The sequence below is a fragment of the Pseudomonas sp. ZS1P83 genome, assembly GCF_054897825.1.
On the sequence record NZ_CM142706.1, the window covers coordinates 887,920 to 914,443 of the forward strand.

Below are 26,524 nucleotides of genomic sequence, written 5' to 3' on the forward strand. Positions count from 1 at the left end.
CTACTTCCATGTCTAGCGCTCGCGCATCCAAATATTGTCCATCATGAAGTCATTACCGGCGCCGCGGCCAACCAGATTCCATATGCCTAAAGTTACTGTTCCAGACGTTGTCGCCTGATAAATGCCTGTACCATTTTTCCAAACGTTAACTTGATTCTGTGTGTCAACAGTGGCTCCGATAGCCGCGCCATTAATAGTTAAGTAGAGTTTCGTGCTATAAGCTCCTGCTCCTCGGGCCGCTAATGAAAAACCCAAGTCATATGTTTCCCCTGCCTCTACTGCTACGGCTATGGTCATGACCTGCCCAGAAAAATCGCCTCCACCGTTCGTGAAGGCGTGGGCCACGCCACTGCTCACGTTCAAATCACCGCCTGCATATCGCCCGTGAGCCACCCATCCCTGCAATGTGTTGTCGTTGAAATCCCAAGTGATTGAAAGTTTGACTCTAGTCTTGACCGTGTAATGACGAATCGGAAAGCTCACCATCATGTCTTCGTCGGCACTGCCGTCAAAAACCACCTTGAAAAGAATCTTCAGTTCGCTGCCGTTTTTTATTGTATTTAACCAATCAAGCGGCGCAGGTCGAATTAGCCCCGGCACAGTGTTGTTAGGCTCACCTTTAAGGTCTTCGTAAAAAACCGCTACGCCATTGTTATCAACCCCTTCATACCGCAACCAGACATTTTGCCCCGCCTCCTGTCCAGGCCATTGCGTGATAGTCAGCGCATCGGTCGCTACCAGCTCAGTAACATCCAGCTCCTGCCCGGTTCGCCCGGCGATCACCGCTGTCGGGAAACGCGGATCCTCATCCGCAACCTTCAACACACTGAACGGTGCAGCGGGAGACTTCCCGGCCTGCCCGCCATTGCGATTCAGATTCCAACGCAGCTCAATCTCCTTACCCTGCCGAGCCGCCAGAAACGCTTGCGTCAGCACGGTGTTGGTGCGCTTGTTGCTGTTAAACGCCACTAGCGGAAATTGTGGTGAACCCGCTGGCGCATTGACCTCGACCAACCGAGCCTTGTCGCCCTCCAGGGCTCCCAGATATTCGACCCGAACGGTCACCCCGTTCGGATACGCCAACGCATCAATCGGACTCACTGCCGGTTTGACCAGAAACGGCGGCAACAAATCAACACTGCCCGCGCCGCTCACCTCAGCGATGGTGGTTTTAGACGTGGCGATGACCACGCCATTCCTGACCAACTCATACTTCGCCTGCACCACGCTGCCGGCAATCACCTTGTCGTTGGCCACTTGCAGCACGCAGGGTCTTTTTTGCCCGAACTCGTCAGCTTCGGCAACACCCGTTGCCGGCACCACTACGTCCGGCTGGCCGGTGACTTTTGCGGTGTAGATCGCATTGACGGTGTCGCCCGGCTGGAAGCGGAGGTCGTTGGTCAGGACGATCAGCAGCAGGGGGTTGTTGCCGAGTTTTTCCAGGTCAATGGTGCCCGGATCATCCGTCGGGTCGTTCAGGATTTCGCGCAGGATCGGTGCAGGCAAGCGGTTGCCGGCCAGGTCGACGTCCACGATTTGCGTAGCGGACCAAGGCGAGTCGGTGTCCGGGCCGTTTCCGAGCTGGTCGGTAACGGTGTAGGAAAACTTGAATTGAGGATGGTCCTTGGCGCTCTCCAGATCGGCACGGGTGACGGTGAAACACACTGTGACCGGCTCGTCCGAACCAGGTTTTGGGGCTTGCAGTGCGGTGACCGTGTGGAACACATCATGGCCGTTGCAGTTCAGACGAATAAGGTCGTCTGCCCGGCAATACGGATAAGACACACACACCTGAGCGCCTGCTGCGGGAAAGTCCGGTCCGACGCCGTTCGTGATCGTGTCAGGTAACAGTAACTCCAATCGGGAGTGGCCATCTTCACCCGGATTAGTGTCTTGGTCGCCAGGCCGGATGGCGTTGTACAGCAACTCCAGCGGTGGCTCGGAGGTGCCCATGTTCTGGCTGCCCCGAGTCACGGTGTAGGTGAGGCGATTGATGACGTCGGCGAGCAGCAACTTTTTTGGGATGTACAGCGTCACGACGTCGTCGACGGCTTGAGTCTGCTTGCTGTCTATGCCAGGTTGGCCGTTCAGATTGAGCGTGACGGTATCGCCCGGTTGCTGATTGAGGTAAGGGTCAACTTCAACAGTGGCACCCATGGGGGTCAGGTCATAAATCCGCAACGGCACACCCGCATGTGCACCGACGACTGGCTCAGTCGCCTCGGGAAGCCTCGGTGCATACAGCACCAGAACAGTGTTTTCGAGCGCTTCGGCTTGATCGCGGGCCATGGGAGGGTTCCTTGCTTTAAAGAGGCGGAAGAGGACTGATGCGGTATCAGACACCCGGCAAGGACAGGCTGCCTACTGTCATATCTGACAGGTACACACAGGTTTAAGACGAACGGTAGTACCCTCACATCGGCTCCGGCGGCCCAATCAACCGCCCCATCACCCCAAACAACCCCATCACCCCAAACAACCCCAACTCCCGGATCACCTCCAACTCTCCTTTGGTCTCCACCATCTCCGCAATCAACGGCAAATCAATGCTGTTGGCCGCCCGAAAAATCGCCTCGATGAACAGCTTTTTATCACTCTGCTCATCGATATGACGGATGTACGCACCGTCGATTTTCAAGTAAGGCGATTTCCAGAATCAGCAGGGACGCGAGTTCGGGCAGCGATTCGAGCAGGTCGCAGATCAGTTTCAGCGGGGTCTCGTCGCGCAGGGTGCTGCCTGACAGGCTCTGCGCTAGATGCACGGTGGCGCCGGCAATGACTTGCTGTTCAGTGGCGCGGGTAACGACATGCTCAACGGCGGGGGCGGCGATGACTTCCTGATTGGCGGTCTGGGCAACAACACCCTCACCGGCGGCAGCGGCGCCGACACCTTCCAGTGGCTCAAAGGCAACAGCGGGCACGACGTGGTCACCGAATTCACGCCGGGCACCGACAAACTCGACCTGTCGCAACTGCTGCAAGGGGAAAACGGCACCACGGCGTCGCTGGATGACTACCTGCACTTCAAAGTCACCGGCAGCGGCGCTTCACTGGTCACCAGCATAGACGTCAGCGCCATGGCCGGTGCCGCGCCAAATCAAACCATCGACCTGGCGGGTGTGAACCTGGCCAGCCACTACGGCGTATCGCCGGGGGCGGGTGGGGTGATTGCCGGTGGCCGCGATACGGCGATCATCATCTACGGCATGCTCAATGATCATTCGTCGAAGGTGGATACCGTCTGACCTGAAACGACAAAACCCGCCATTCCTGTGAAGGGATGGCGGGTTTTTGGTTGTTTGCGGCATCGCTATTGCGAGCAGGCTCGACAGTTAACCGCATTCTCCTGTGGGACTCGCGATGAACGATTACGCCGCTTTCCTCGGATGAACCGCGATCCCTGTGGCGAGGGAGCTTGCCCCCGCGGGGCTGCGAAGCGGCCCCAATCCTGGAAATCCCGGCCCGGAAAAGAAGCGTTGACTGATCGGATGGTGACACCGAAGTGCCTTGATATTCACGGAGCTGCTAAACCCGATCGCTGATTCAACAGTCACCGGGAACAATAGAGCCCGCCCCCAAGGCGCACAAGCCGGCGAATTCTGGCGGAGTTGTAGGCAGCGGTGCAAGGATGTGTAGCCTAAGTGAGTCTCTGAAGGTGTCGATTAAACATCTTCTATCAATGCACGTACTGGACATATAAAAGGGACGAATAAATATATTCGTCCCTTTATTCGTCAACTTTTCTGGATCGGCCTAAGAAATTTTCCTTAGGCGTATATCGTCAACATCGACGTACGCAGCAGAATTATTTGTGGTGGTTCTAACCTCTAAGTAGAAACGCGAACTTGTGTTAGTGCCTGGCTGAATAATGACAGTGACATTGTGCCATTGGTTATCTTCTGTTAAGCGGATATTCTCTACTCCTCCGGATGAAGAGGACCAATTGGCTGCTAGGTAGCCAACGTACGCATTATCAGCGTTTGAAAACCTATATTTTAACGAGAGTTCGTAGGCGCTCTTAAGGTTTCGATTTGGGTAGTTTTTGAATATTCTGATTAAAGTCCATCCGGCCTGGTTATTATCTCGCAGGAAGTAATTTGTACCTTCGCTGTGTATGTATATAGCGTCAGATGCATATACCGCAGCCCATCCGTTCCAATTCCTTCCGGTGAAGGGGGTGTGGTCGTCGAGATAATACGGATCAACGACGATGGTCCTAGCTGTTGAAACCAGCCCGCTGCCATACAAAGCTTTTGCAGTGAAGCTGTGGGCGCCGACGCTCAGTCCAGGCACCTGACGCGTCCAGAGTCCCGTTATAGCTTCTGCCGTTGCAGCGCCCTTGGAAGTTGCACCATCAAAAATCTCGACCTTTTGACCCTTGCTGGCGGTACCGCTGAGCGTGACATTGGTATCAATCGTGCTTCCTGCGTTCGGAATCTCAACACTTTTGGAGTCTTTCACCGAGGTGATCACTGGCGCAACGAGTGCAATGACCGTCATGGTTCGGGCGGCAGATACCTGCCCGCTGCCATACAGTGCCTTGGCCGTGAAACTGTGAGCCGCCACTGACAGCGCCGTTAACGCAAGGGTCCAAGCACCCGTTGTGGCGTGGGCCGTTACAGTGCCCTTGGGCGTGGTGCCGTCAAAAATCGTGACCTGTTGACCCTTGCTGGCCGTACCGCTGAGCGTGACAGTGGTATCTACCGTGGTTCCGGCGTTTGGAATCTCAACACTTTTGGAGTCTTTCACCGAGGTGATCACTGGCGCAACGAGTGCAATGACCGTCATGGTTCGGGCGGCAGATACCTGCCCGCTGCCATACAGCGCCTTGGCCGTGAAACTGTGAGCCGCCACTGACAGCGCCGTTAACGCAAGGGTCCAAACACCCGTTGTGGCGTGGGCCGTTACAGTGCCCTTGGGCGTTGTGCCGTCAAAAATCGTGACCTGTTGACCCTTGCTGGCAGTGCCGCTGAGCGTGACAGTGGTATCTACCGTGGTTCCGGCGTTTGGAATCTCAACACTTTTGGAGTCTTTCACCGACGTGATTTCGGGCTTGAGTTCCACCAGCGTCTTCACGGTGTACCGGCGATCCGGAAACACCACGGCAGTGGCCTCGACATTGCTTTTATCCAGCGATGCCTTGAACTTGATTGTCAGCGACGTGCCATGCCCGAGTTGCGTCAGGTAGCTGTTGGCCAGCGCGACCGGCAAGTATCCCTGTTTGATCCAATTGGCGTTGGTCTGGGCCGGCAGACCGTTCCACAACGCCAGGTTGTGCGCCGAGCCGTCCGGTTTCTTGCCTTCCAGGCTCAGCCAGCACGGTTGGTCGGCCTCGATCAACGTATAAAGCAATGCATGGATGGTCGCGTTTTTTGTACTCAGTGCTATCACGTCAATCACATTATCGGCACCGGCCTCCACGATCTTCGGCGGGATCAGCGCCGTCGCCGGCAGTGTCAGGATGTTCAGCGCCAGAGGCAATGAGGTGGAAGTGTTCCCGCCGCGTTCGATGACATAGCTGACCGTGACGCTTTTGCCCAGGCTGTAGGCCAGCACCGAGCGTGGCACGACAAACTCCAGTCCGGCGCTGACCAGCCGTTGCGGGCTGGTGAAGGAGGCCGCCGGCGTGCTGATCGCGCCTTGCCAGATCACGCTCACCTTGTCGGTGGGCAGCAGCGAGCCTTGGGGCACAATCACGCGGATGTCCTGCAGGGTCGGGCTGAGGTTGTTGCCCGTCTGGCCCTTGACGGTCGGGGCCGGCAGGGTAAAACGGTCGAGGTGGATGTCCAGCCGCTTCTCCGCAGATTTGACCCGGTTGCCCAATTGGTCGACGACAAAAAACTCGGCCACCGCACTGGCGTTATCCCCTGCATTCTGAAACGTGTCCGTGAACAGTGTGTGCGTGATTGGCGCCGTGCCATCGGGGACATCGAACCTGACCAGCGCATCGCCCAGCAGAAACTCGATACGGTCGAATGGTCGCCGGTTGGCGTAGGTGAACCCGAACTCCACCCCTTGCGCCGCCCGATCAGCGTTCACGCCGTCCTTGATCACATCGGGCGGGATCATCAGATCCAGGCCATCGGCAGGCCGCAGGTGGTACAGCACCTTTAGATCCCGAGAACTTTCAACGTTCCCGCCGACACGGGTGACCTTGTAATGCAGTCGATTGACACCCTGTGTCAGATACCCTTGCGGCACATACAGACGCACGCGTAGACCTTCATCCTCCTTGCTGACGGTCTTGCCCGTCACAGGGGTCGGATCGTCGTTGACATACAGATCCACGCGATCATCGACCGCCATCGTCCAGGACCGAAGCTGAAGCTCGGTCCATGGGTCGACCAGACACTCAAGGCCCTGAGCCTGGCCGTCGTAAAGGGATTTGGGAATGCCGCCGTGGGCGATATTGGCAGGTTTTACCGGGGAGACCCAGCCCGGGATGATCACGGGATACAGCACAAACAATTCGGTCAATACGGCGGACTGGATATCCATCATGTTCTCCTGGAAGGTGACAAGCCCTGTGTCCTCTAGGGACGCGGGTTCATCACACACCAGGTAGGGAAGACTGGCTACTGTCAGATCTGACAGGTACGCACAGGTTTAAGACGAACGGTCATACCCCTCACATCGGCTCCGGCGGCCCAATCAATCGTCCCATCACCCCTAACAACCCCAACTCCCGGATCACCTCCAACTCTCCTTTGGTCTCCACCATCTCCGCAATCAACGGCAAATCAATGCTGTTGGTCGCCCGAAAAATCGCCTCGATAAACAGCTTTTTATCACTCTGTTCATCAATGTGGCGGATGTACGCACCGTCGATTTTCAAGTAAGCCAGCCCCAGTTGAGTCAGATTGCCGATCTGACTAAAGCTGCCACCAAAATGCTGCAAACCAATGCGGTAACCGGTGTTGAGCAAGCTATGGCTCAGGCGTTGCAGTTCTTCCTGAGGGGGCAATTGGCGTTCGTCGATTTCCAGAATCAGCAGGGGCGCGAGTTCGGGTAGCGATTCGAGCATGTCGAGGATGTGTCGCAGCTGCGCCGGATCGCGCAGGGAGCTGCCGGACAGGCTTAATGCCAGAGGCCAACGGTTGATGACGAGGTAGTCGAGGGTTGCTTCGAGCATCGCCAGGTCGAACCGTGCCGACCAGCCGAGGCGTTCGATCCACGGCAGGAAATGCCCGGCAGCTATCGCCTCGCCCTGTGGATCGAGCAGGCGCGCGAGGACTTTGTGATGTAACACTTGGCTGGTGTCGGCGCATTGCACGACGGGTTGGAAATACAACTGCATCTTGCCTTGGTTCAAGGCGTCGTCGATCCAGGTGTGCCAGTCGTTTTGATACGGGTCCGGCGCGGTGTTGGAATAGGCCAAGTGGACCCACGGGCGCTCGGGATGTCGCTGGGCTTGGGTCAACGCCTGATCCAGTCGCATCAGCACGTCACTGGCCGGTTCACCAGGTTGGAAAGCGACGATCCCCAAGTGCGCCACCGGCATGCAATCGCTGGCGCCGGTCAAGCGCAAGTTTTCCAGGGTGGCGCTGATTTCGGCGGCCAGGCGTGCCGCGTCTTTGGCGTCGAGGCCCGGTGTCAGCAGGCTGAACTCGCCACCGCGATTGCGCGCCGCCAGCCAGGTGCGACGCTCCGCAAGTTGGGTCAGACGCTTGAGCAGTTCACCGACGGTGCTGATCAAGGCGTCAGTGCGCGGGCCACCCAGACGCTGGTTGAGACCGATAAGGTCGTTGATCCGCAGCATCAGCAAATGGCCGTCGCTGCTCTGCTCGGAGACCAGCAATTGGTCGTCCAGTTGTTCATCCAGCAAGCGTCGGTTGGCCAGGCCTGTCAGGCTGTCCTGATAGGATTCGGCCCGCAGCATTTCACTGCGCGCGACCTCTTCGGCGAACAGCGCTTGGAGCTTCTCGACCATCTGGTTCATGGCCAGTACCACGCGTCTCAACTCCGGTGTGCGCGGCAGTTTTGGCAGACTGAGGAACTCGCGTTTGCTGATGGCTTCGGCCTGTTTGACCATCTTGTCGAGTGGACGAAATTGCCGGCGCAGCAACCAGCCACCAAACACGGCGCTGAGCAGGCCGCAAATCAGCAGCCAGATCAGGCTGCCGAGGGTGCTGTCCCAGAGTTTGGCCAGGGCGAACTGCGGGTTGCTCAGCACTTCGACCCGTGCGGCCTGCACCCAGCCACGCATGACCAGCGCTTCGCCACCGGGTGGGTGCAGGTTGACCAAACTGACAAACCAGGTGGGAACGCCCTTGATTTTCGCCGATACGCTGCGCTCCACCAGCACCTGTTCATTCTCGATATTGATGACTCGGATGCTGCTGAAATAGCCACTGTCGAAAATCGAGCTGACCATCAACTCGATCATCGCCGGGTCATCGATCTGCGCCGTCAACGACAAACCCAACGCCGTGGCGGCATCCTGGGCGTGGGAGCGCAACTGGCCGAGCATCTGGTCGCGAGAGCTTTCCAGGCTGACAAAAAAACTGCCACTGAAGGCCACCAACAGGAACAGGCAAATGGCGAGAAACAACTGTTTGCGCAATGACATAAAACGCTCCTTGCTATGGTGGCTAGCCGTCACCCACGGCGAACCCTTCGGCCTGCATCTTTTTCAATACGTCCTGCCAGCGCGACAGATTTTTCGAGTCGCTGCTGCGTTTACTGCCATTGGCTCCCGGCAAGTACAAGCCTTCGGCGTTGAAGGCGTACACCGGCAGCAGGTCTTTGCGTTGGGAGGCGGGGCGGATTTCGCCGATCAAGTTGTCCAGCACCAGCGGATCGGCCGTGGGGCTGTTGTAGAAAGTCAGCACCATGTGCGCCTGGTTCTGGGTCAGGGCTTTGACGTAGGTGATGCGCAGTTTCTCGCTGGGAATCCCGAGGTGGCGCAGGCTGAAATATTTCGCCAGTGCGTAGTCTTCACAGTCAGCGGCACCCTTGATCAGGGATTCGACGGGCGTGGCCCAGTAATCGGTCTGACGCCAGATGCGGGTGTCGTCCAGAAAGCTCAGTTGCTGATTGAAGAAACGATTGACCGCGTTCAGTTGCTCGCGCTCGGGGGCGTTGACTTCGCTTTGCAGCATCTGACTCCAGGCCTCGATCCGTCCCCGTTCCGGGCCGAGGGTGCCGTAGCGTTTTTCTGCGGTTTGCAGAATCTGCGCAAAATCCCAGTTGGCCCAGACACTGCCCAGCCCGGCCAATAGAAAAGTGATCAGCAACAGCCATCCACCGAGCCGAAGTCGGAGCGTTGACCATCCTGGACTACGCGGACTGCCGGACATGCCTGGCCACTCGGGTGCAGATGCGTGAAGTCTAGGCGGTGTTTTTTGAAAGGTAGGGTTGATCGTCGGGATGGTACAAGGATCGGGGTGCTTTCAGGGCTTTTGCAGGGTTTTCTGTTTGAGGATGTAGACGCTCACCAGAACGGCGCTGGTGAGCATGAATCCCCGCGCCCAAGGCAGGGGCACCAGGTAGCAGGAGAACAGGATGCTCGCCCACATCAGCCCGATGGCGTAGACCTTGCCTTTGAGCGGGATGCCGTTGCCGCTCAGGTAATCGCGAACCCACGGCCCAAGCCGTGGATGCTCAACCAGCCAATGATAGAAGCGCGGAGAGCTGCGGGCGAAGCAGGCGGCCGCCAGCAGCAGGAAGGGCGTGGTGGGCAACACCGGCAGGAAAATCCCGATCACCCCCAGCGCTACGCTCAGCCAGCCGATGGCCAGCAGCACGTAACGCAACATCAGGGAGCGGTTGCCTATGGGTTTGTCCATAGGCAAAACCTTAGTGGTGACGAGGCTTGAGGATCGCCGGTTTTTCGTCTGGCGCCTGGCACAGCAGGTACAGCGCGGTCAGGGCTTCCGGGATCTGCACGATCATGTCGTCCATCAGGTTGGCGTCTTTGGCGATGTCTTCGAACTCAGGCTGTTCGTCGAACAGACCCGAACCGACCATGATCGGCAGCAGCATTTCGCTGACTTCGTCTTCGGCGGTTTCGAACCAGGCGGCTTCGCGCAGGAACACGCCTTCCATGAAACCGATGCACCAGCCGCGCAGGTCGGAATCGTCCGGCTCCTCGCCCAGGTCCAGGTCGCATGGCAGCTCGAACTCTTCATCGGACGCCAGTTGGCGTGCGATGTGAGCCTTGAGGGCCAACAGGGTGGATTCAATCGCTTCACGCTCGGTGTCGTCGGCGTAATGCGGCTCTTCGGCGAAGAGGGCGTCGATCCATTCACGGTCGGGAACGCTTTCGGAACAGATCGACAGCGCAGTGAGGTAGCCGTGGGCGGCCACGTAGTCCAGCGCCTCGTCATGCAGTTCGTCGGCGTCGAGGAAGACTTGCAGGCGGGTTAGTTGCTCAGCGAAGGACATTAAAGGGCTACCTTGGGAATTAAACAGATGCGGGAATTCTAGGCCTTCTTGAGCACTCAGGCCAGCCGCGCGGCATATTTGCGCCCACAAGCCTCTTATCAGCGGCGCCCTTTGCCGGACAGGGGTCGGGTATACTCGCGCGTTTTGTGATGCCCTGCCGGCGTCGCGGCTGAAATGTGAAGCGTCATGCAATGCGCACTTACGATTTGTCGGTGCAGCCTTCGTGGTTCTGAACCAGCCTTGCAGGGATGTTTTTGTGATTTTTGGAGTTTCTATGCTCGAACAGGCTCAACGCGTCCTCAAGGACATCTTCGGCTACGACAGTTTCCGTGGCCGTCAGGGTGCAATCATTGAGCGCGTGGCCAGTGGCGGCGACGCCCTGGTGCTGATGCCTACCGGTGGCGGCAAGTCCTTGTGCTTCCAGGTGCCGGCGCTGTTGCGCGAAGGCCTGGCGGTGGTGGTGTCGCCGCTGATCGCACTGATGGACGACCAGGTCGCGACCCTCGAGGAGCTGGGCGTCGCTGCCGCTGCATTGAATTCCACGCTCAGCGCCGAGCAGCAGCGCGATTTGGCGGCACGGATCAAGCGCGGTGAAGTGAAAATGCTTTATCTCGCGCCCGAGCGTCTGGTTCAGCCACGGATGCTGGCTTTCCTGCAAAGCCTTGAAATCTCCCTGTTCGCCATCGACGAAGCCCACTGCGTGTCCCAATGGGGCCACGACTTCCGCCGCGAATACCTGCAACTGGGCCAGTTGGCGGAATTGTTCCCCAACGTTCCGCGTATCGCCCTGACCGCGACCGCCGACAAGCGCACCCGGGAAGAAATCGTCGACCGCCTTCATCTTCAGGATGCGGAGCGTTTCCTGTCGAGTTTCGACCGCCCCAACATCTTCTATCGCATCGTGCCCAAAGAGCAGCCGCGCAAGCAATTGCTGGCGTTCCTCGCCGAGCGGCGCAGCGATGCCGGTATCGTCTATTGCCTGTCGCGCAAGAAAGTCGACGAAGTGGCGGTGTTCCTCAGCGAACAAGGCTTCCCGGCGCTGCCGTACCACGCCGGTCTGCCCAACGATACCCGGGCTCACCACCAGAAGCGCTTCCTCAACGAGGAAGGCCTGATCATGGTCGCCACCGTGGCGTTCGGCATGGGCATCGACAAGCCCAACGTGCGCTTTGTCGCTCACCTCGACTTGCCAAAATCCCTTGAGGCTTACTATCAGGAAACCGGTCGCGGCGGACGTGACGGCCTGCCGGCAGACGCCTGGATGGCTTACGGACTGCAAGACGTGGTGATGCTCAAGCAGATGTTGCAGAACTCCGAAGGCGACGAGCGCCACAAGCGACTGGAGCAGCACAAGCTCGACGCCATGCTCTCGCTCTGCGAAGAAACCCGCTGCCGTCGCCAGACGCTGCTGGCCTACTTCGATGAAGACATGCCCGAGCCGTGTGGCCATTGCGACAACTGCGTCGATGGCGTGCAGACCTGGGACGCCACCGAGCCGGCCCGTCAGGCGCTCTCGGCGATCTTCCGCACCGGCCAGCGCTACGGCGTCGGGCATCTGGTGGACGTCTTGCTGGGCAAGGACAACGAAAAGGTCCGCAGTTTTGGTCATCAGCATTTGTCGGTGTTTGGTGTTGGCAAGGCGATGGGGGAGAGCGAGTGGCGCTCCTTGTTCCGTCAGCTTGTTGCCCGTGGTCTGGCCGACATTGACCTCGAAGGCTACGGCGGCCTGCGCTTGAGTGACACGTGCCGGCCGTTGCTCAAGGGCGAAGTGACCCTGGAACTGCGTCGCGACCTCAAGCCGCAAACCACTGCCAAAAGCAGCAAGAGCCAGGCGAGCCAACTGGTTCGCGGCGAAGAACGCGAACAGTGGGAAGCCTTGCGCGCCCTGCGTCGCAAGCTCGCCGAAGAGCATGGCGTGCCGCCGTACGTCATCTTTCCCGATTCGACGCTGCTGGAAATGCTTCGCAGCCAGCCGACCTCGCTGTCGGAAATGGCCACGGTCAGTGGTGTTGGCGCGCGCAAACTGGAGCGTTATGGCGAGGCCTTCCTTGAAGTCCTCGGTGGGCAGGTCGAGGCGCCGAAAGTGGTGGCCGACCTGCGCCACGAACTGATCACCCTGGCTCGTGCAGGCATGACGCCGCTGCAGATCGCTGGGCAGCTGCAATGCTCGGAAAAGAATGTCTACGCCCTGCTCGCCGAAGCGATTGGCAAGCAACAGTTGTCGCTGGAGCAAGCGCTGGATCTGCCCGAAGAGTTGATGGGCGAAGTCCAGGACGCGTTCCTCGACGGCGAGGGCGAATTGCCGCCCGTGTCGGAGATTGCCGCACTGTTCGCCGGTCGCGTGCCGGAAGGGGTGTTGTACTGTGTGCGGGCGGCGCTGCAATCCGAATTCGAGGTTTAAGTGATCTGCCACATAGATGTAACGATTCAGTACGGAGCAAGCCTTGCCTCGAGCCAAGGGTCATGCTTAGCTGACTAATAATTAGTATTTCTCTATTTCAGTCTAATCATGAGTGTTTTATGCCGTTAACCGACCAACACCGCTTTGGCATGCAACTGGCCCAGATGTCGCGCGGCTGGCGTGCCGAACTGGACCGCCGTCTGGCTGGCCTGGGTCTTTCCCAGGCACGCTGGCTGGTGCTGCTGCACCTGGCGCGTTTCGTCGATGCCCCGACCCAACGTGAACTGGCGCAAAGCGTCGGTGTTGAGGGGCCGACCCTGGCCCGACTGCTCGACAGTCTCGAAAGCCAGGGACTGGTGCAACGTCAATCGGTGCTGGAGGACCGCCGGGCGAAAAAAATCGTTCTCTGTGCGCCGGCCCTTCCCTTGATCGAACAAATTGAAACCATTGCCACCCAACTGCGCCACGAATTGTTCGAAGGCGTCGATGAGGCGGACTTGAAGATCTGCATGCGTGTCCACGGGCATATTCTGGCCAACCTGGAAAAATCTTGAGGCATAACCGCGCGCCAGACTTTTGAGATACCCCGTTCGGCAGACTATAAAGAACTACTTGGCAATCTCGTGTTCGTAGCGGATGTGCGAACGCGTACAAGATGGTTATGGTTATCTAAGGGATGCTCATGCACGAGAGTTGGCACGTGGTTTTGCGGTGTTGCGCCAGGCTGCTTCTGGTCGGTGGAGCTGTCACTTACTCGGCATTGGCGCCCGCGTTGGGCCTGGGTGATATCACCCTGCATTCGGCGCTGAATCAGCCGTTGCGCGCCGACATCGCCCTGGTGGATGCCGCAGGTCTGGAGGAGGGCGAGCTCTCCGTCAGTCTGGCGACGCCTGAAGAGTTCAGCCGCGCCGGCGTCGATCGGGTGTTCTTCCTGAACAATCTGAAATTCACACCGATCTTGCGCGGCAACCGCAGCCTGATCCGGGTGAGCTCCAACAAGCCAGTCAATGAACCCTTCCTGAATTTCCTCGTGCAACTCAATCAGCCCAACGGGCGCGTGCTGCGCGAGTACACGGTGCTGATCGATCCGCCGGGTTCACCGGGGATTGTTCCCGTCACTGACGAACCGGTTACCGACGTTCAGTCCTCTGGATTCCCGACGGTTGAGCCGGCCGTTTCGCAGCCACCTGCGGCGAAGGGCAAAAAGCCGCCAGTCCCTCGCGTCGATCAACCTGCTGCCAGGCCTGTGAGTGATCCGGTTGCCGAACAACTGGCCGCCAGCGTGCTGCAAAACCAGCAGCTGCAAGCAACCATCGATGCGTTGAATGCGAAGCTTCAGACTCAGGAGGAGCAGGTCGCCGGTCAGAAAAAACAGGTGACTGAACTGCAAACCCAATTGGCGGAAATCAAACAAGCGTCGGTGGAGCCGGTTGCACCCGCCGTCGTGGCCCCAGCGCCGGCCATTGTTGAAGAGCCTGAGGCCACTCATTGGTTGCTGATTTTCGGGTTGCTGGCGCTGGTGGCTTTGGTTTTGCTGGGGCTGTTCGTTCGGCGCCAACGACAACAGGTTCAGGCATTGCCCGATGCTTTACCTGTTTTGCCATCACGGCATGAGCCGGTGCTCAGTCGCGCTGCAGAACCGGTCGCCCAATCTCCCGAGTTGCAACCAGCAACCGAATCGGATCAAGAGACGCCCGCAGGCGATGTGCTCGAAGGCGTGGGTATCTATCTGGCCTATGGCCGTTTTTCCGAAGCGGCCGGTTTGTTGCGGGAGGCGCTGATCAAGGAGCCACAACGCACGGATCTGGCCGTGCAGTTGTTGGAAGTCTTAGGTAAACAGGGTGACGTACCCGCCTACGAAGCACAGGAAAACAACCTGCGTGACGCCGGATACGACCTGCAAAAACTTCAGAATATTCGCGCCCAACACCCGAAACTGAACAGTGCGGTACCGTTGGCCGTCGCAGCGACAATCACTTCCCCCAAGCCTTCAATACCTCAAACAGTGCCCAACGATGAGTTCCAGTTGAACCTGGATGACCTGTCGATGGATTCGAGTTGGGACCTGATCAGTCCTTTTGAACACTCGCCGTCCGCCGCGAAGCCATCGAACGAATCCGCGCCGGTCGAGCCGCCGTTCATCTCGAACCTGCACGTCTTGCCTGAGGTATTTGAAATGCCTGACGACTCGACGCTGGACGAGCCCGAACTTGAATGGGTCGCCGAGCCTGACTCGCAGTCTCTGGATGACACCTTTCTCAACGAGTTCAGCGATTGCGGCCAGTCGCTGGAGCTGGAGCCGCTGAACCTGGAACCGGCCGAACCGAACAGCGCCGGCAAACTGGAACAAGCCCAGACCTGCATCGATGACGGCGATCTGGACAGTGCCATCGAACTGCTCAACGAGTTGCTCAAGGATGGCAGCGAGCCGCTTAAGCAGACAGCCCGGAACCTGCTCGTCGGGCTATCATAGCGGCGACCTCTGGCTCAGGACCTTCGCCGATCATGACTGCACGCAAACCGGAAATCATCATCACTTATTGCACGCAATGCCAGTGGCTGTTGCGTGCTGCCTGGCTAGCCCAGGAACTGCTCAGCACCTTTGGTGACGACCTCGGCAAAGTGTCGCTGGTGCCCGGCACCGGTGGGGTGTTTCATATTTTCTGTGACGATGTGCAGATCTGGGAGCGCAAGGCTGATGGCGGTTTCCCGGAGGCCAAAGTGCTGAAGCAACGGGTCCGCGATCAAATTGATCCGGACCGCGACCTGGGGCACAACGACCGCACTCAGTGAGACGCGGCTTCTACCGCAACGGTTTTCTTGCTTGAGCCGCCCGAGAGTCGGCTGGAGACCACGATCGCCACGAGGATCAACGCACCACCGATCAGCATGCGCAGTGTCGGGTTTTCATCAAACAACAGCCAGGCCACGGTGATGCCGTAAACCGGCTCCAAGGCGAAAACCACTGCCGCGGTCCGCGCCTTGATCACTGCCAGGCTGGCGACAAACAGACTGTGAGCGACGCCGGTGCAGAACACCCCGAGCAAACCGATCCACAGCCAGTCGATGGCGCTCACTTCGCTCAACTGCGGTGCCGCCACCGGCAGCAGGCACAACGCGACCACCACGTTCTGACACAGCGCAGCCTGCACCGCCGGGATTCGCCCGGAGCTGGCGCGGTTGGTCAGCGATAGCAGAGAGAACAGCAAACCTGAGCCCACCGCCCACAGCAGACCCATTGTGGCGCCGCTGGCCAGGTCGAAATCAGGGGTGACCAGCACCAGCCCGATACTGACCAGCACCACCAGCAGGATTTCGTTGGCGCGAATTCGCTCGCGGAAGATCAACCCTTCAAGGATCACGGTAAACGCCGGGAAGCTGGCGAAACCCAGGGTCGCGATTGCCACGCCTGCGACCTTCACCGCAATGAAAAAACTCACCCAGTGCCCGGCCAGCAGCAAACCGCTGAGCAACAGTCGGCGCCAGTCCACAGCCTCGAGTTTTTGCCAGCGAGTATTGCTGGCGAACCGCGCAAAAACGGCTAACGCCAGCACCGCGAACGCGGCACGACCAAAAACGATAATGGCGGGGGAGGCAGCAGCGAGTTTGCCGAACACACCGGTCAAGCCGAACATCAGTGCGCCGATATGCAGGGCGCCAAGGGCGGTACGGGGAGTCATTGCAATCCTTAACAACAAGCGAACAAAGATGTAGGAGCAACCTTCGGCAGCTCCTGCATTGAACCGTGATAACCCCAGTTGTGTCTGTCGGTAAACTATTGCCTTTTGTCGCCAACCTCGCGCCGCAATTTGCCGGGTGAGACACCGAACTCCCGCAACACCGCCGCCGCAAAGGCACTCTGCGAACTGTAACCGATCCGACTGGCAACCTCGCCAAGTCGGTCTTATCGCAGGTCTCCAGGGCTTGGCTGCCAGTCTACACCGAGGGCAATCGTGGGGCGCTGTCACAGGACTGACTCGCCACTGTCATGGGCAATTAACCACACCGGCGCAAAGTTGCAAAAACTTTTGCAGAGGGTTGCCCATGACCAGCGCCGAGCTCGCCAAACCCAGTCGTAAGCAACGTGTGCGGACCTTGTGGATTTCCGACGTGCATCTGGGCACCCGGGATTGCCAGGCCGAACACTTGTCGAAGTTTCTCAAGGGCTACCACGCGGACAAGATTTACCTGGTCGGCGACATCATCGACGGCTGGAAGCTGCGCGGCGGCATGTACTGGCCTCAGGCGCACACGAATGTGATCCGCCGCTTGCTGACCATGAGCAAGCGCGGCACCGAGGTGATTTACGTCACCGGCAACCATGACGAATTCCTGCGCCGCTATTCGAAGCTGATTCTGGGCAATATTCAATTGGTGGATGAAGCCGTGCACGTGACCGCCGATGGCCGCCATCTGCTGGTCATTCATGGCGACCAGTTCGACGTGATCACGCGATATCACCGCTGGCTGGCCTTTCTCGGCGACTCGGCCTACGAATTCACCCTGACCCTCAACCGCTGGCTCAACCATTGGCGCGCCCGTTATGGCTACGGTTACTGGTCGTTGTCTGCCTACCTCAAGCACAAGGTCAAAACCGCTGTCAGCTTCATCAGCGATTTCGAAGAAGCTATCGCTCACGAATGCGTCAAACGCGAGTTGCACGGCGTGGTGTGCGGGCACATTCACCATGCCGAGATTCGCAAGGTCGGCGGGGTGGATTACCTTAATTGTGGAGATTGGGTGGAGTCGTGCACAGCGCTGATCGAACATTGGGACGGGTCGATCGAATTGTATCGATTGGCGGATGCCCAGGCGCGTGAGGCCGAGTTGAAAGCATTGAAAGTCGCAGAGCCTGCATAACGCAAAATCAAAAGATCGTCCGAACGCGGCCGAAGGTTCGGGCCGCGTTCGGACGATCTTTTGACCTTAAGCTGGCGCGTGTTCTTCCATCGCGGCCTTGTAGATGGAGTTCTTCGGCTGCGCAAACAATCGTTCCATCATCGGCTCAAAGAAACTCAGCGGCAGCGTGTCATACGCGGGATCAAACGCCGCTGCGTCATATTTGGCACAGAACTCAATGGTCGCCTGGTACTGCGGATGGCTGCTGAATTGCTCGCGCAGATGCCGGTCCATGCCCAAATGATGGAAGAAGTAGTATCCCTGGAAAATCCCGTGTTGCTCGACCATCCACAGATTATCGGCGCTGACGAACGGCTTGAGAATCGCTGCGGCGATGTCCGGGTGGTTGTAGGAACCCAGGGTGTCGCCAATGTCGTGAAGCAGCGCGCAGACCACGTATTCTTCATCGCGGCCATCACGCCAGGCACGGCTGGCGGTTTGCAGGGAATGGGTCAGACGATCCACCGGGAAACCGCCAAAATCACCCTCCAGTAATTTCAGGTGCGTCACAATCCGTGTCGGCAATTGTCGCGCGTAGGCACTGAAGTCTGCGGCGATAATCGCCCAGTCTTCTTGCGTGCCGTCCTGCATGTGGGTGAAACGTGCGTTGGCATTCATCGGCTGATCTCTCTTTGCTTATCTCTCTAAATAGCGGCTGCGCCTAGAACGGCACGCGACCCAGAATCATGTCTCGGTACATGACGAAATCGCCGAGCAGGCTGTAAAACGGATGTTGAAAGGTCGCAGGACGATTCTTCTCGAAGAAGAAATGTCCCGCCCAGGCGAAGCTGTAACCCGCCAGCGGTAACGCCAACAGCAGCAGCCAGGCGCCTTTGCCGATGGTCAGGGCCAGAATGAAAACAACCAGCGTCGTGCCGATAAAGTGCAATCGTCGGCAGGTACTGTTGCTGTGTTCGCTGAGGTAATACGGGTAGAACTCAGCGAAGCTGTTGAAACGTTTGATGTTTTCCACGACTGCGATCTCTGTGGTTATTGTTCTGACTGCAAGTTGTTCGGCGGGTAGCTTATTTGAGTCTAGAGTGATCATTGGCATCAGCCAGTGACAATAGGCGCCACTTTAGTATCCTTCGGAAATTGGCCGTAGCATGCGGCTCATCATGTAAGTGGACGACATGAGCGAACGAACGACTTCTGCAAGCTGGGCGATGGGGATTGTCAAAGCACTGGAGATGGACGGCCTGGATTGCCGGGTTCTGTTCAAGCAGCTGGGGCTCGACTACGCGGCACTGGATGATCCGGATGCGCGCTTCCCGCAAGATTCCATGACACGATTGTGGCAGCGCGCGGTTGAGCTGTCCGGCAACCCGGCGATTGGCCTGAACATGGGCAAGGTAGTGCGGCCGGCTTCCTTTCATGTGGCAGGCTACGCTCTGATGTCCAGCCAGACCCTGGCCGAAGGCTTTCAACGCCTGGTGCGCTATCAGCGGATTATTGCGGAAAGTGCCGACCTGAGCTTCCGGTTATTGGAGGAGGGTTATGCGCTGATTCTGACGGTTCATGGCGACCATCTGCCACCGACCCGGCAAAGCGCCGAAGCGTCACTGGCCTGTGCCCTGGCGCTGTGCGGCTGGTTGACCGGGCGCACTCTGCAACCGCGCAAGGTGCTGGTGCAGGGCGATCAGCCCGTCGATCTCGAACCCTATAAACAAGCCTTTCATGCACCTTTGGTGTTCAACGCGCCTTATGACGCCTTGATTTTCGAGCGTGCTGACATGGAGGCACCGCTGCCGACCGCCAATGAGGCGATGGCGCTGTTGCATGACCGGTTCGCCGGTGAATACCTGGCGCGGTTTTCCGAGAGTCGCGTGACCCACAAGGCGCGACAAGTGCTGTGTCGTTTGCTGCCCCAGGGCGAACCCAAACGCGATACCGTGGCGCAGACTCTGCACCTGTCGCAACGCACCTTGCAGCGACGCTTGCAGGAAGAAGGCACGAGTTTTCAGACGTTGCTCGACGACACCCGGCGTGAACTGGCAGAGCAATACCTGGCGCAGCCGACCATGACCCTGCTGGAAATTGCCTACTTGCTGGGGTTCGCTGATCCGAGCAACTTCTTCCGTGCTTTCCGCCGCTGGTTCGATGCCACCCCCGGCGAGTACCGGATGCGGCTGATGGAAGCGCCTGCTCCTGTCAGTGACGCCAGAACGCCGGAATACACAGAACAAACACCGTAATGATCTCGAGTCGGCCCAGCAGCATGCCGAACGAGAGAATCCACTTGGCGGCGTCCGGCAGGGTGGCGAAGTTGCCCGCAGGGCCAATGGTCTCGCCCAGCCCGGGACCGACGCCGGACACCGTGCTGGCCGCGCCGGTAAGGGCGGTCATCCAGTCCACGCCGAGCAGCGACAACAGCAGCGCGATCACACAGATGGTGATGGCGAAGAAGAATGAAAACGTCAGAATCGAACGCACGATCTCCTCGTCGAGGCGGTGACCGTTGTACTTCTGTTTGATCACCGCGCGCGGGTGAATCAATTGGTTAAGGTTGGCCTTGAGCAGAATGTAGGCGACCTGGAAGCGGAAAATCTTGATCCCGCCAGCGGTCGAGCCCGAACAGCCGCCGACAAAACCCAGATAGAAGAACAGCATCAGCGAGAAATTGCCCCAGATGCTGTAGTCCCCCAGCGCAAATCCTGTGGTCGTGACCACCGACGTCACGTTCAGCGCCACATGCCGCAGGGCTTCCAGCCAATGCAGCTGGGTGGTCCACCAATACCAGGTGCCGAGCACCAGCCAGGTCACCAGCAACATGCCAAGCAAACCCTGAACCTGCTGATCCTTGATAAGGGCCCTGCGGTTACCGCGCAAGGTCGCTACATACAGGGTGAACGGCAGGCTGCCGAGGATCATGATGACGATCGCCACCCAATGCACCGCCGGCTGCGTCCACTTGGCCAGAGACTGGTCGGACGTTGAGAAACCGCCGGTGGAAATCGCCGACATTGCGTGGTTGATCGCATCGAACGGGCTCATCCCGGCCCACCAGAGCGCCAGGCTGCCGAAAATGGTGATGCCGACGTAGGCCGCAACGATCAAACGCGCCACCATGTGCGAACGGGGCATGACTTTTTCGGAACGGTCCGACGATTCGGTCTGAAACAGCCGCATGCCACCGATGCGCAGCAGTGGCAGAATCGCTACCGCCATGCCGATAAAGCCGATGCCGCCGATCCAGTGCAGCAACGAGCGCCACATCAGGATGCCGGGGGACATGGTGTCCAGGCCCGTGAGCACCGTTGACCCGGTGGCGGTGATGCCGGACATGCTTTCGAAGAACGAGTCGGTGTAGCTGATGCGCTGGGTCAGCAGGAACGGCAGCGCAGCGAAGATGCACACCACCACCCAACTGCTGACGGTCAGCAGGTACATGTCTCGCGGACGCAGGTGTATGTGTTCGGGGCGACCGGGGATGACCAGCGCGAGACCGGCAACAAAGGTAATCATGCTCGCCCAGAGGAACGACGGCAGGTCGCTGGTGCGGTCGAAAATTACCAGTGTGGCCATGGGCACGACCATGGCGATGGCCAGCGTGATCAGGAAGATGCCGATGATGAAACCAATAGTCCGTAAGGTCGGCAACGCCATGAAGTCCGCTCGGGCTGAAATAGGGAAGGGCGCCATTCTACCTGCGGGACCTGCTATGTAAACCGGCACTCCCGAGGTGGTTGCAGGGCCTGCCATCAATTATTGCCTGTGCCGCGCCGGGTCTGCTGTTGTGCAGGGCAAGGCGCGAGGAGCGTAGTTTGGTCATTCCAAATAAGCTCCGAGCAACGCAGCCCTGCACAACAGCAGGCCCGGCCCTTCGGGTTGTGCCTGGAAGCGGGCCAGGCTGCGTTGCAGTCCTTGGCAAGGGAACGACCATTACCGGCGGACTGCGTCTTGCCTGACCCGCTTCCAGGCGACAACGCGGCGCAGGCAATAATTGATGGCAGGCCCTAGAATAGCTTCACATTTTTTTCAGGAGGTGCCCGATGCAGGCTCTCGACGCTTTGCTCAACCGTGTTTCCGTTCCACGACTGCTGGAACCAGCACCGAGCGCAGAACAACGCGAAGTGCTGTTTGCCGCCGCGATGCGAGCGCCAGACCATGGTCACTTGCAGCCTTGGCGCTTCCTGACCGTCGAAGGCGCGGCGCGTGAGCAAATGGGCGAGTTGCTGGCCGAAGCGGCGAAGCTGCAAGACAGCGAGGTGGCCGAGGCCGCGCTGGACAAGGCGCGTAACGGCCCGCTGCGTGCGCCGCTGGTGGTTGTGGTGATCGCGCGGTTGCAGGATCACGTCAAATATCCGAAGTCCGAACAACTGCTGGCGGCGGGTTGCGCGGCTCACGGGATTTTGCTGGCGGCTTATGCGCAGGGTATTGGCGCGGTGTGGCGCACGGGTGAGCTGGCGTATTCGGCGCATGTGGCCAAAGGGTTGGGGCTTGCGGAAGGGGAAGAGGTGATTGCGTTTCTTTATCTGGGTACGCCGCAGAAGGAACCGCGGGTGGCGGAGAAGGTAGACCTCACTGAATTCGTCAGCGTCTGGCCCGGAAAGGCCTGACGCCACTGATCAACTGTGGGAGCGAGCCTGCTCGCGAAAGCGTCGCGTCAGTCGACATATCTATTGAATGTTAAACCGCATTCGCGAGCAGGCTCGCTCCCACAGGGGGTCAGGGTTGGACGACAGCGCCCGGCACCAACGGTAATTCAAGGCTGGCGATGAACCCACCTTGCGGATGATTCGCCAGCACCAGGCTACCGCCATGCCGTTCCGCCGCGCGCCGCGCAATCGCCAACCCCAAACCATGCCCAGCCGCCGTCTGCCCCGGCGCCCGATAGAAGGGCTCCCCCAACTGGCTCAAATGTGCAGCCTCTACACCCGGTCCATGGTCACGCACGCTGACCACAATCCGCTCACCCTGATGCACCGCCTGCATTTCAATTGATTGACCCTCCGGGTTGAACCGCTGAGCATTGCGCAGCAAGTTGTCCACGGCGCGCTCGATCATCGTCGGCCAGCCTTTGAGATTCAGCTGCGGCTCGGCCTCAAGGCGCACGTTCTGCTCGGGCGAACCCAATTGAGCATCCTTTTGCAGGGTGTTGAGAAGTGCATTGAGATCAACCTCTTCGGCGCTGGCGTTGTCGGCATCGACCCGTGCCAGTACCAGGATTTCGCTGATCAACGCTTCCAGTCTGTCGCACTCACGGGTAAGGCGCGGCCAGAGCTTTTCCCGTTCTTCAGTGTTGGCCCGCTCGGCCAGTGCCAGCGCAATGCGCAGCCGGGCGAGGGGGGAGCGCAATTCGTGGGACACATCCCGTAGCAGCTGCCGCTGACTGCCGATCAAACTTTGCAGGCGCGCGCCCATGCGGTTGAAGTCGTTGGCCAGCACGCCGAACTCATCGCGCCGGTTGGCCAGTTTTACCAGGCTGTTTTGTTGGTAGGTGGTTTGTCCGAGGTCATGCACCGCGCCGCGCAAGCGGTTGAGTGGGCGAGTAATGGACAGCGTCACGAACAGGCTGAACAAGGTCAGCACCACCAGCGCGATACCTAGCGCACTCAACGGCCACAGCAGGCTTTCGCGGTGCCACGCATCCAGTTCCGGGTGCGGAATGCGGTAGATCAGCAGGTAGGTGTCGCCGGTTTTTGCGCTGGTGTACTCAGCGGTCAAGCGACGCCATGGCAGGCGACGGTCGTCGTTGTTCTGCCGCGCTTCGAAGGCCGCCGCACGACGTGGGAAGGTGCCGCGAACGACCGGATCACCGCTCTCGTTGAGCACTTGAACGTCGATGTGATACTGGCGTTTGCGCTGTTCCAGAATGTCCTGGGCCGCTTCTTCACCCTGCGACTCGTAGGTTTGCGTCCACTGTTCGGCCAGGGTGCTGAGGCCCGGGTGGCGACTGAGAATCCACGCGTCCTGGTTGAGCATGTGCCCGAGCAGAATGGAAAGCCCTGCAACCAGAGCGATGGCCAGCCAGAAGCTGGCCAAAATACGCCAGAACAATGAGCGCACAGAAAATCCTCAAACAAAGAAAGCCCAACGGCGATGAACCGTTGGGCTGGAGAGTGTCGCTAAAACATTATTGCGCTTTTTGCGGTTGTTGCGCTTTCCAGGCCTTGAACTCGGCCCATTCGGCGCGACGCTCGGCCTTTTTCTTCTGGATCTCGTCGAATTGCTTCTGTTGATCCGGTTTCAGCAGGGCACGCACGTCGGCTTCAGCTTTCTTGTGGTTGGCCGCCATTTCATCTTTCATGGCTTTCTGGTCGGCTGGCGAAAGTTTTTCCAGGTACTTGTCGACCACTTGCTTACGCTCATGCATCTGCTCGCCCATGATCTTGCGGATCTGCTCGCGCTGTTCGCGGCTCAGGTCCAGCTGGCTGTACGGGCCTTTGCCGTGCATGCCGTGCATGCCGTGCATCTGACCGCCATGGCGTGAGCCATCCATCGGGTCACCCATCGGGCCGGCACCTTCAGGCATGGCCATGGCAACGGTCGGCAGGGCGGCAGCGAACATCAGAGCGATAAGAGTCTTGCGCATGGTGAATCTCCTTGTCTCGTTCCCGGTACGTTCCGGATGTGTGCAGATTACGGAGATCAAGGTCAGCGGCGGTCAGCGGAGCGTAAAGCTTGGGTAAAGACGATTTCTTGCCGACCTGACAAAACTTACAGGCTGTAATAATAGCCACGGCTGCGCAGGGCCACGATGCGTGGGCGCCCGTCGGGGTGCGGGCCGATCTTTTTGCGCAGGTTGCTGACGTGCATGTCCAGGCTGCGGTCGTACAGCGTCAGCTTGCGGCCGAGGGCGATTTGCGCCAGTTCCTGTTTGTCCAGCGGTTCGCCGGGTTGCTTGAGCAGGGCTTCGAGCAAACGGCTTTCGGAAACGGTGAGGGTAAATTCCTGTTCATCGATGCTGACGACTCCACGCACCGGGCTGAAACACAGGTCGCCCAGTTCCATCTGGCTGGACACCGCCGTCGGATGACTGCGGCGCAATACGGCGCGCAGGCGGGCTGTCAGTTCCCGTGGGTCGCACGGTTTGGCCAGGTAATCGTCGGCGCCGAGTTCCAGGCCGAGGATGCGGTCCAGTGGCTCGCCGCGGGCCGAGAGCATCAGCACCGGCAAGTCCGGGTGGTCGTTGCGCAATTGCTTGAGCAACTCCAGGCCGCTGCCGTCCGGCAGCATCACGTCCAGCACGACGGCAGCCGGGGAGGTTTCGGCCAGCGCACGGCGTGCGCTCTGACCATCGTGGCAGGCACGGACCTGAAAGCCTTCCTGGCTCAGCCAACTGCTCAGGAGCTCACATAGCTCCTGGTCATCATCAATTAATAACAGCTCGCTCATGACTCACTCAATTTAGCCATTGCCTACGTTTTCTAGTGGCACCACTGGCGAAGATACCGCAGAGCAGCGCCAATAGCGCTACTCCGGCCCCGATGACGAACCACTGCTGCTGATCAGTCAGCAAGCGCGGCAGCGGGCTGCTGGCCTGGGCTTCCTTGAGTTGCAGCTTCAGACGCTGGTTGTCCTGGCGCAACCGGCTCAGCTGAACGCTTTCGCGTTCGCCATCGACATTCTGCAGTTGTTTGCTCAGTTCTTCTCGTTGCTGCTCGCTTGCCTTCAAGCGTTGCTGCAACACGGTGATCTGGCTGCCGGCGCTCAAGGACAATGGCGTGGAATTACCGCCTTCGGCGCTTTCTTCACCGTGGGCGGGGGCCACGATCGACAACGTCACCAACATCAGACACAACGGACCCTTGCGCATCGCGACTCCTGATTCCAATCGAGTTATTGGGCAAGTTGTCGGCAGGCAAACGAGAATAATGAGCGATTGAGAGCACGATGAACCGACAAGGTTCATCGTGCAGGAGGAAGTTATGGCAGGACTTGCTTGAACGGCTTGACGGAAACGTTAGCGTAGACACCGGCGGCGATGTACGGATCAGCATCGGCCCAGGCCTGGGCGGCGCTCAGGGAATCGAATTCGGCGACGATCAGGCTGCCGGTGAAACCCGCAGCACCCGGATCATTGCTGTCGACCGCCGGGTGTGGGCCGGCCAGAACGATGCGACCTTCGCCTTTGAGCACTTGCAGGCGCTCAAGGTGTGCAGGCCGTGCGGCCAGGCGGGCTTCCAGGGAGTTGGCGACGTCTGTGGCAATGATTGCGTAAAGCATGTCAGTCCTCGGTTTTTGGCGTTGTGGTATCGGCGTCGTGCAGGTGGCGGGACAGGTAGATGCCCTGCGCGACCAGGAACAGCAGCGTCATGCCCAGGCTGCCGAAGACCTTGAAGTCGACCCAGTAGTTCTGGAACGTGAACGCGACGAACAGGTTGGCGGCACCGCAAAACAGGAAAAACCCGATCCAGGCGATGTTCAGGCGAGTCCAGATCGGGTCTGGCAGGGTCAGCGCGTGGCCCATGATGCGCTTGATCAGCAGTTGATCACCGATGAAGTGGCTGCCGATGAACGCCAGGGCAAACAGCCAGTTGACTACCGGGGCTTTCCATTTCAGGAAGGTTTCGCTGTGGAACGCCAGGGTCAGGCTGCCGAAGACCAGGCAGGCGATGAGGGTCAGCCACTGGCTCTTCTCCAGCTTGCGCTGCTTGATGAACAGCGTGCCGTACACCACCAGGGAGCTGATGATCAGCATCGCGGTGGCGCTGTAAATACCGCCTACAGTTATCTCGTGGCCGGCAATGTCGACGACCCGTGGATCGATTTTGAACACAATGAAAAACAGCAGGAGCGGGATGAAATCGATGAATTGTTTCACAGTGGCAGCCAGAAGCAGGATGTGGCGGCATAATAACAAACATATGGGCGCGCGATAGCGCCAGCTGATTT

General features: G+C 59.0%; 24 protein-coding genes and 2 pseudogenes. 8 read left to right on the plus strand and 18 right to left on the minus strand.

Features of this window, described 5'->3' with window-relative positions; genetic code table 11:
- Positions 1 to 12: 12 nt before the first annotated feature.
- A complete protein-coding gene (locus ACYZT0_RS04300) occupies positions 13 to 2,289 on the minus strand; it encodes a carbohydrate binding domain-containing protein (RefSeq protein WP_462044771.1) in 2,277 nt (758 codons plus the stop codon).
- Between the two features lie 124 nt (positions 2,290 to 2,413).
- Positions 2,414 to 2,756, minus strand: a pseudogene (locus tag ACYZT0_RS04305) (EAL domain-containing protein); the annotation flags it as partial.
- Between ACYZT0_RS04305 and ACYZT0_RS04310 the strand changes: the two are divergent.
- Positions 2,757 to 3,245 carry a type I secretion C-terminal target domain-containing protein gene (locus ACYZT0_RS04310; RefSeq protein WP_462044772.1) on the plus strand — a complete coding sequence of 163 codons (489 nt, stop codon included), beginning with the start codon at positions 2,757 to 2,759 and terminating at the stop codon, positions 3,243 to 3,245.
- Positions 3,246 to 3,753: 508 nt separating this feature from the next.
- On the opposite strand, the gene ACYZT0_RS04315 is transcribed toward ACYZT0_RS04310, so the two are convergent.
- The 5 genes from ACYZT0_RS04315 to ACYZT0_RS04335 all read right to left on the minus strand — a co-directional run bounded on the left by ACYZT0_RS04315 (position 3,754) and on the right by ACYZT0_RS04335 (position 10,386).
- Entirely contained in the window at positions 3,754 to 6,498 is a 2,745-nt protein-coding gene (locus ACYZT0_RS04315; protein WP_462044773.1) for a hypothetical protein, read from the minus strand.
- 130 nt (positions 6,499 to 6,628) lie between these two features.
- Complete coding sequence (gene lapD / locus ACYZT0_RS04320; RefSeq protein ID WP_462044774.1) at positions 6,629 to 8,569, minus strand: cyclic di-GMP receptor LapD; 1,941 nt, start codon at positions 8,567 to 8,569, stop codon at positions 6,629 to 6,631.
- A 22-nt stretch (positions 8,570 to 8,591) separates the two neighbouring features.
- Entirely contained in the window at positions 8,592 to 9,299 is a 708-nt protein-coding gene (gene lapG, locus ACYZT0_RS04325; protein WP_462044775.1) for a cysteine protease LapG, read from the minus strand.
- A 93-nt stretch (positions 9,300 to 9,392) separates the two neighbouring features.
- Complete coding sequence (locus tag ACYZT0_RS04330; protein ID WP_462044776.1) at positions 9,393 to 9,788, minus strand: YbaN family protein; 396 nt, start codon at positions 9,786 to 9,788, stop codon at positions 9,393 to 9,395.
- A 10-nt stretch (positions 9,789 to 9,798) separates the two neighbouring features.
- Positions 9,799 to 10,386, minus strand: coding sequence for a UPF0149 family protein (locus ACYZT0_RS04335; protein ID WP_030130067.1), 588 nt, complete (start codon positions 10,384 to 10,386; stop codon positions 9,799 to 9,801).
- A 274-nt stretch (positions 10,387 to 10,660) separates the two neighbouring features.
- On the opposite strand from ACYZT0_RS04335, the gene recQ reads away from it, so the two are divergent.
- The 4 genes from recQ (at position 10,661) to ACYZT0_RS04355 (ending at position 15,580) form a co-directional block, all read left to right on the plus strand.
- Entirely contained in the window at positions 10,661 to 12,787 is a 2,127-nt protein-coding gene (gene recQ, locus ACYZT0_RS04340; protein ID WP_462044777.1) for a DNA helicase RecQ, read from the plus strand.
- A gap of 119 nt (positions 12,788 to 12,906) precedes the next feature.
- On the plus strand, positions 12,907 to 13,341 hold the full coding sequence (locus tag ACYZT0_RS04345) for a MarR family transcriptional regulator (RefSeq protein ID WP_462044778.1): 435 nt from the start codon (positions 12,907 to 12,909) through the stop codon (positions 13,339 to 13,341).
- Between the two features lie 128 nt (positions 13,342 to 13,469).
- On the plus strand, positions 13,470 to 15,260 hold the full coding sequence (locus ACYZT0_RS04350) for a FimV/HubP family polar landmark protein (protein WP_462044779.1): 1,791 nt from the start codon (positions 13,470 to 13,472) through the stop codon (positions 15,258 to 15,260).
- A 32-nt stretch (positions 15,261 to 15,292) separates the two neighbouring features.
- Positions 15,293 to 15,580, plus strand: a complete 288-nt coding sequence (locus ACYZT0_RS04355; RefSeq protein ID WP_033055915.1) for an Rdx family protein — start codon at positions 15,293 to 15,295, stop codon at positions 15,578 to 15,580.
- On the opposite strand, the gene ACYZT0_RS04360 is transcribed toward ACYZT0_RS04355, so the two are convergent.
- A complete protein-coding gene (locus ACYZT0_RS04360) occupies positions 15,574 to 16,467 on the minus strand; it encodes a DMT family transporter (RefSeq protein WP_462044780.1) in 894 nt (297 codons plus the stop codon). The genes ACYZT0_RS04355 and ACYZT0_RS04360 overlap by 7 nt on opposite strands.
- Before the next feature lie 95 nt (positions 16,468 to 16,562).
- Positions 16,563 to 16,685, minus strand: a pseudogene (locus tag ACYZT0_RS04365) (AraC family transcriptional regulator); the annotation flags it as partial.
- Between the two features lie 146 nt (positions 16,686 to 16,831).
- Between ACYZT0_RS04365 and ACYZT0_RS04370 the strand changes: the two are divergent.
- Positions 16,832 to 17,647 carry a UDP-2,3-diacylglucosamine diphosphatase gene (locus tag ACYZT0_RS04370; protein ID WP_462044781.1) on the plus strand — a complete coding sequence of 272 codons (816 nt, stop codon included), beginning with the start codon at positions 16,832 to 16,834 and terminating at the stop codon, positions 17,645 to 17,647.
- A gap of 66 nt (positions 17,648 to 17,713) precedes the next feature.
- On the opposite strand, the gene ACYZT0_RS04375 is transcribed toward ACYZT0_RS04370, so the two are convergent.
- Complete coding sequence (locus ACYZT0_RS04375; RefSeq protein WP_462044782.1) at positions 17,714 to 18,304, minus strand: HD domain-containing protein; 591 nt, start codon at positions 18,302 to 18,304, stop codon at positions 17,714 to 17,716.
- A gap of 43 nt (positions 18,305 to 18,347) precedes the next feature.
- Positions 18,348 to 18,659 carry an Mpo1-like protein gene (locus ACYZT0_RS04380; protein ID WP_462044783.1) on the minus strand — a complete coding sequence of 104 codons (312 nt, stop codon included), beginning with the start codon at positions 18,657 to 18,659 and terminating at the stop codon, positions 18,348 to 18,350.
- 160 nt (positions 18,660 to 18,819) lie between these two features.
- On the opposite strand from ACYZT0_RS04380, the gene ACYZT0_RS04385 reads away from it, so the two are divergent.
- Complete coding sequence (locus tag ACYZT0_RS04385; protein WP_462044784.1) at positions 18,820 to 19,881, plus strand: AraC family transcriptional regulator; 1,062 nt, start codon at positions 18,820 to 18,822, stop codon at positions 19,879 to 19,881.
- Here ACYZT0_RS04385 and ACYZT0_RS04390 read toward each other — a convergent pair.
- Positions 19,838 to 21,292 (minus strand): TrkH family potassium uptake protein, encoded by a 1,455-nt coding sequence (locus ACYZT0_RS04390; RefSeq protein WP_462044785.1) that lies wholly within the window; start codon positions 21,290 to 21,292, stop codon positions 19,838 to 19,840. The genes ACYZT0_RS04385 and ACYZT0_RS04390 overlap by 44 nt on opposite strands.
- Before the next feature lie 386 nt (positions 21,293 to 21,678).
- On the opposite strand from ACYZT0_RS04390, the gene ACYZT0_RS04395 reads away from it, so the two are divergent.
- Positions 21,679 to 22,245 carry an NAD(P)H nitroreductase gene (locus tag ACYZT0_RS04395; protein WP_462044786.1) on the plus strand — a complete coding sequence of 189 codons (567 nt, stop codon included), beginning with the start codon at positions 21,679 to 21,681 and terminating at the stop codon, positions 22,243 to 22,245.
- A gap of 109 nt (positions 22,246 to 22,354) precedes the next feature.
- On the opposite strand, the gene ACYZT0_RS04400 is transcribed toward ACYZT0_RS04395, so the two are convergent.
- From ACYZT0_RS04400 to ACYZT0_RS04425, 6 genes are all read right to left on the minus strand, one after another.
- Positions 22,355 to 23,695, minus strand: a complete 1,341-nt coding sequence (locus ACYZT0_RS04400; RefSeq protein WP_462044787.1) for a sensor histidine kinase — start codon at positions 23,693 to 23,695, stop codon at positions 22,355 to 22,357.
- A gap of 67 nt (positions 23,696 to 23,762) precedes the next feature.
- Positions 23,763 to 24,221: a Spy/CpxP family protein refolding chaperone gene (locus tag ACYZT0_RS04405; protein WP_462044788.1), complete on the minus strand. Its 459-nt coding sequence runs from the start codon at positions 24,219 to 24,221 to the stop codon at positions 23,763 to 23,765.
- A gap of 125 nt (positions 24,222 to 24,346) precedes the next feature.
- Positions 24,347 to 25,024, minus strand: a complete 678-nt coding sequence (locus tag ACYZT0_RS04410; RefSeq protein WP_282380720.1) for a response regulator transcription factor — start codon at positions 25,022 to 25,024, stop codon at positions 24,347 to 24,349.
- Between the two features lie 7 nt (positions 25,025 to 25,031).
- Positions 25,032 to 25,445: a translation initiation factor 2 gene (locus ACYZT0_RS04415; protein ID WP_462044789.1), complete on the minus strand. Its 414-nt coding sequence runs from the start codon at positions 25,443 to 25,445 to the stop codon at positions 25,032 to 25,034.
- 110 nt (positions 25,446 to 25,555) lie between these two features.
- Positions 25,556 to 25,855 (minus strand): YciI family protein, encoded by a 300-nt coding sequence (locus ACYZT0_RS04420; RefSeq protein WP_008156126.1) that lies wholly within the window; start codon positions 25,853 to 25,855, stop codon positions 25,556 to 25,558.
- Between the two features lies 1 nt (position 25,856).
- The gene (locus ACYZT0_RS04425) at positions 25,857 to 26,453 is read right to left on the minus strand and encodes a septation protein A (protein WP_462044790.1); all 597 of its coding nucleotides are present in this window, start codon (positions 26,451 to 26,453) and stop codon (positions 25,857 to 25,859) included.
- Positions 26,454 to 26,524 lie beyond the last annotated feature (71 nt).

Excerpts from the sequence above, each read along its gene's own strand:
- ACYZT0_RS04360 (WP_462044780.1), bottom strand. The coding sequence starts at position 16,467 with ATGACTCCCCGTACCGCCCTTGGCGCCCTGCATATCGGCGCACTGATG.
- ACYZT0_RS04370 (WP_462044781.1), top strand. The coding sequence starts at position 16,832 with ATGACCAGCGCCGAGCTCGCCAAACCCAGTCGTAAGCAACGTGTGCGG.
- ACYZT0_RS04315 (WP_462044773.1), bottom strand. The coding sequence starts at position 6,498 with ATGGATATCCAGTCCGCCGTATTGACCGAATTGTTTGTGCTGTATCCC.
- ACYZT0_RS04415 (WP_462044789.1), bottom strand. The coding sequence starts at position 25,445 with ATGCGCAAGGGTCCGTTGTGTCTGATGTTGGTGACGTTGTCGATCGTG.
- ACYZT0_RS04310 (WP_462044772.1), top strand. The coding sequence starts at position 2,757 with ATGCACGGTGGCGCCGGCAATGACTTGCTGTTCAGTGGCGCGGGTAAC.
- ACYZT0_RS04395 (WP_462044786.1), top strand. The coding sequence starts at position 21,679 with ATGCAGGCTCTCGACGCTTTGCTCAACCGTGTTTCCGTTCCACGACTG.
- ACYZT0_RS04405 (WP_462044788.1), bottom strand. The coding sequence starts at position 24,221 with ATGCGCAAGACTCTTATCGCTCTGATGTTCGCTGCCGCCCTGCCGACC.
- recQ (WP_462044777.1), top strand. The coding sequence starts at position 10,661 with ATGCTCGAACAGGCTCAACGCGTCCTCAAGGACATCTTCGGCTACGAC.
- ACYZT0_RS04300 (WP_462044771.1), bottom strand. The coding sequence starts at position 2,289 with ATGGCCCGCGATCAAGCCGAAGCGCTCGAAAACACTGTTCTGGTGCTG.
- lapG (WP_462044775.1), bottom strand. The coding sequence starts at position 9,299 with ATGTCCGGCAGTCCGCGTAGTCCAGGATGGTCAACGCTCCGACTTCGG.
- ACYZT0_RS04410 (WP_282380720.1), bottom strand. The coding sequence starts at position 25,024 with ATGAGCGAGCTGTTATTAATTGATGATGACCAGGAGCTATGTGAGCTC.
- ACYZT0_RS04420 (WP_008156126.1), bottom strand. The coding sequence starts at position 25,855 with ATGCTTTACGCAATCATTGCCACAGACGTCGCCAACTCCCTGGAAGCC.
- ACYZT0_RS04385 (WP_462044784.1), top strand. The coding sequence starts at position 18,820 with ATGAGCGAACGAACGACTTCTGCAAGCTGGGCGATGGGGATTGTCAAA.
- ACYZT0_RS04355 (WP_033055915.1), top strand. The coding sequence starts at position 15,293 with ATGACTGCACGCAAACCGGAAATCATCATCACTTATTGCACGCAATGC.
- ACYZT0_RS04335 (WP_030130067.1), bottom strand. The coding sequence starts at position 10,386 with ATGTCCTTCGCTGAGCAACTAACCCGCCTGCAAGTCTTCCTCGACGCC.
- ACYZT0_RS04390 (WP_462044785.1), bottom strand. The coding sequence starts at position 21,292 with ATGGCGTTGCCGACCTTACGGACTATTGGTTTCATCATCGGCATCTTC.
- ACYZT0_RS04350 (WP_462044779.1), top strand. The coding sequence starts at position 13,470 with ATGCACGAGAGTTGGCACGTGGTTTTGCGGTGTTGCGCCAGGCTGCTT.
- ACYZT0_RS04330 (WP_462044776.1), bottom strand. The coding sequence starts at position 9,788 with ATGGACAAACCCATAGGCAACCGCTCCCTGATGTTGCGTTACGTGCTG.
- lapD (WP_462044774.1), bottom strand. The coding sequence starts at position 8,569 with ATGTCATTGCGCAAACAGTTGTTTCTCGCCATTTGCCTGTTCCTGTTG.
- ACYZT0_RS04345 (WP_462044778.1), top strand. The coding sequence starts at position 12,907 with ATGCCGTTAACCGACCAACACCGCTTTGGCATGCAACTGGCCCAGATG.
- ACYZT0_RS04375 (WP_462044782.1), bottom strand. The coding sequence starts at position 18,304 with ATGAATGCCAACGCACGTTTCACCCACATGCAGGACGGCACGCAAGAA.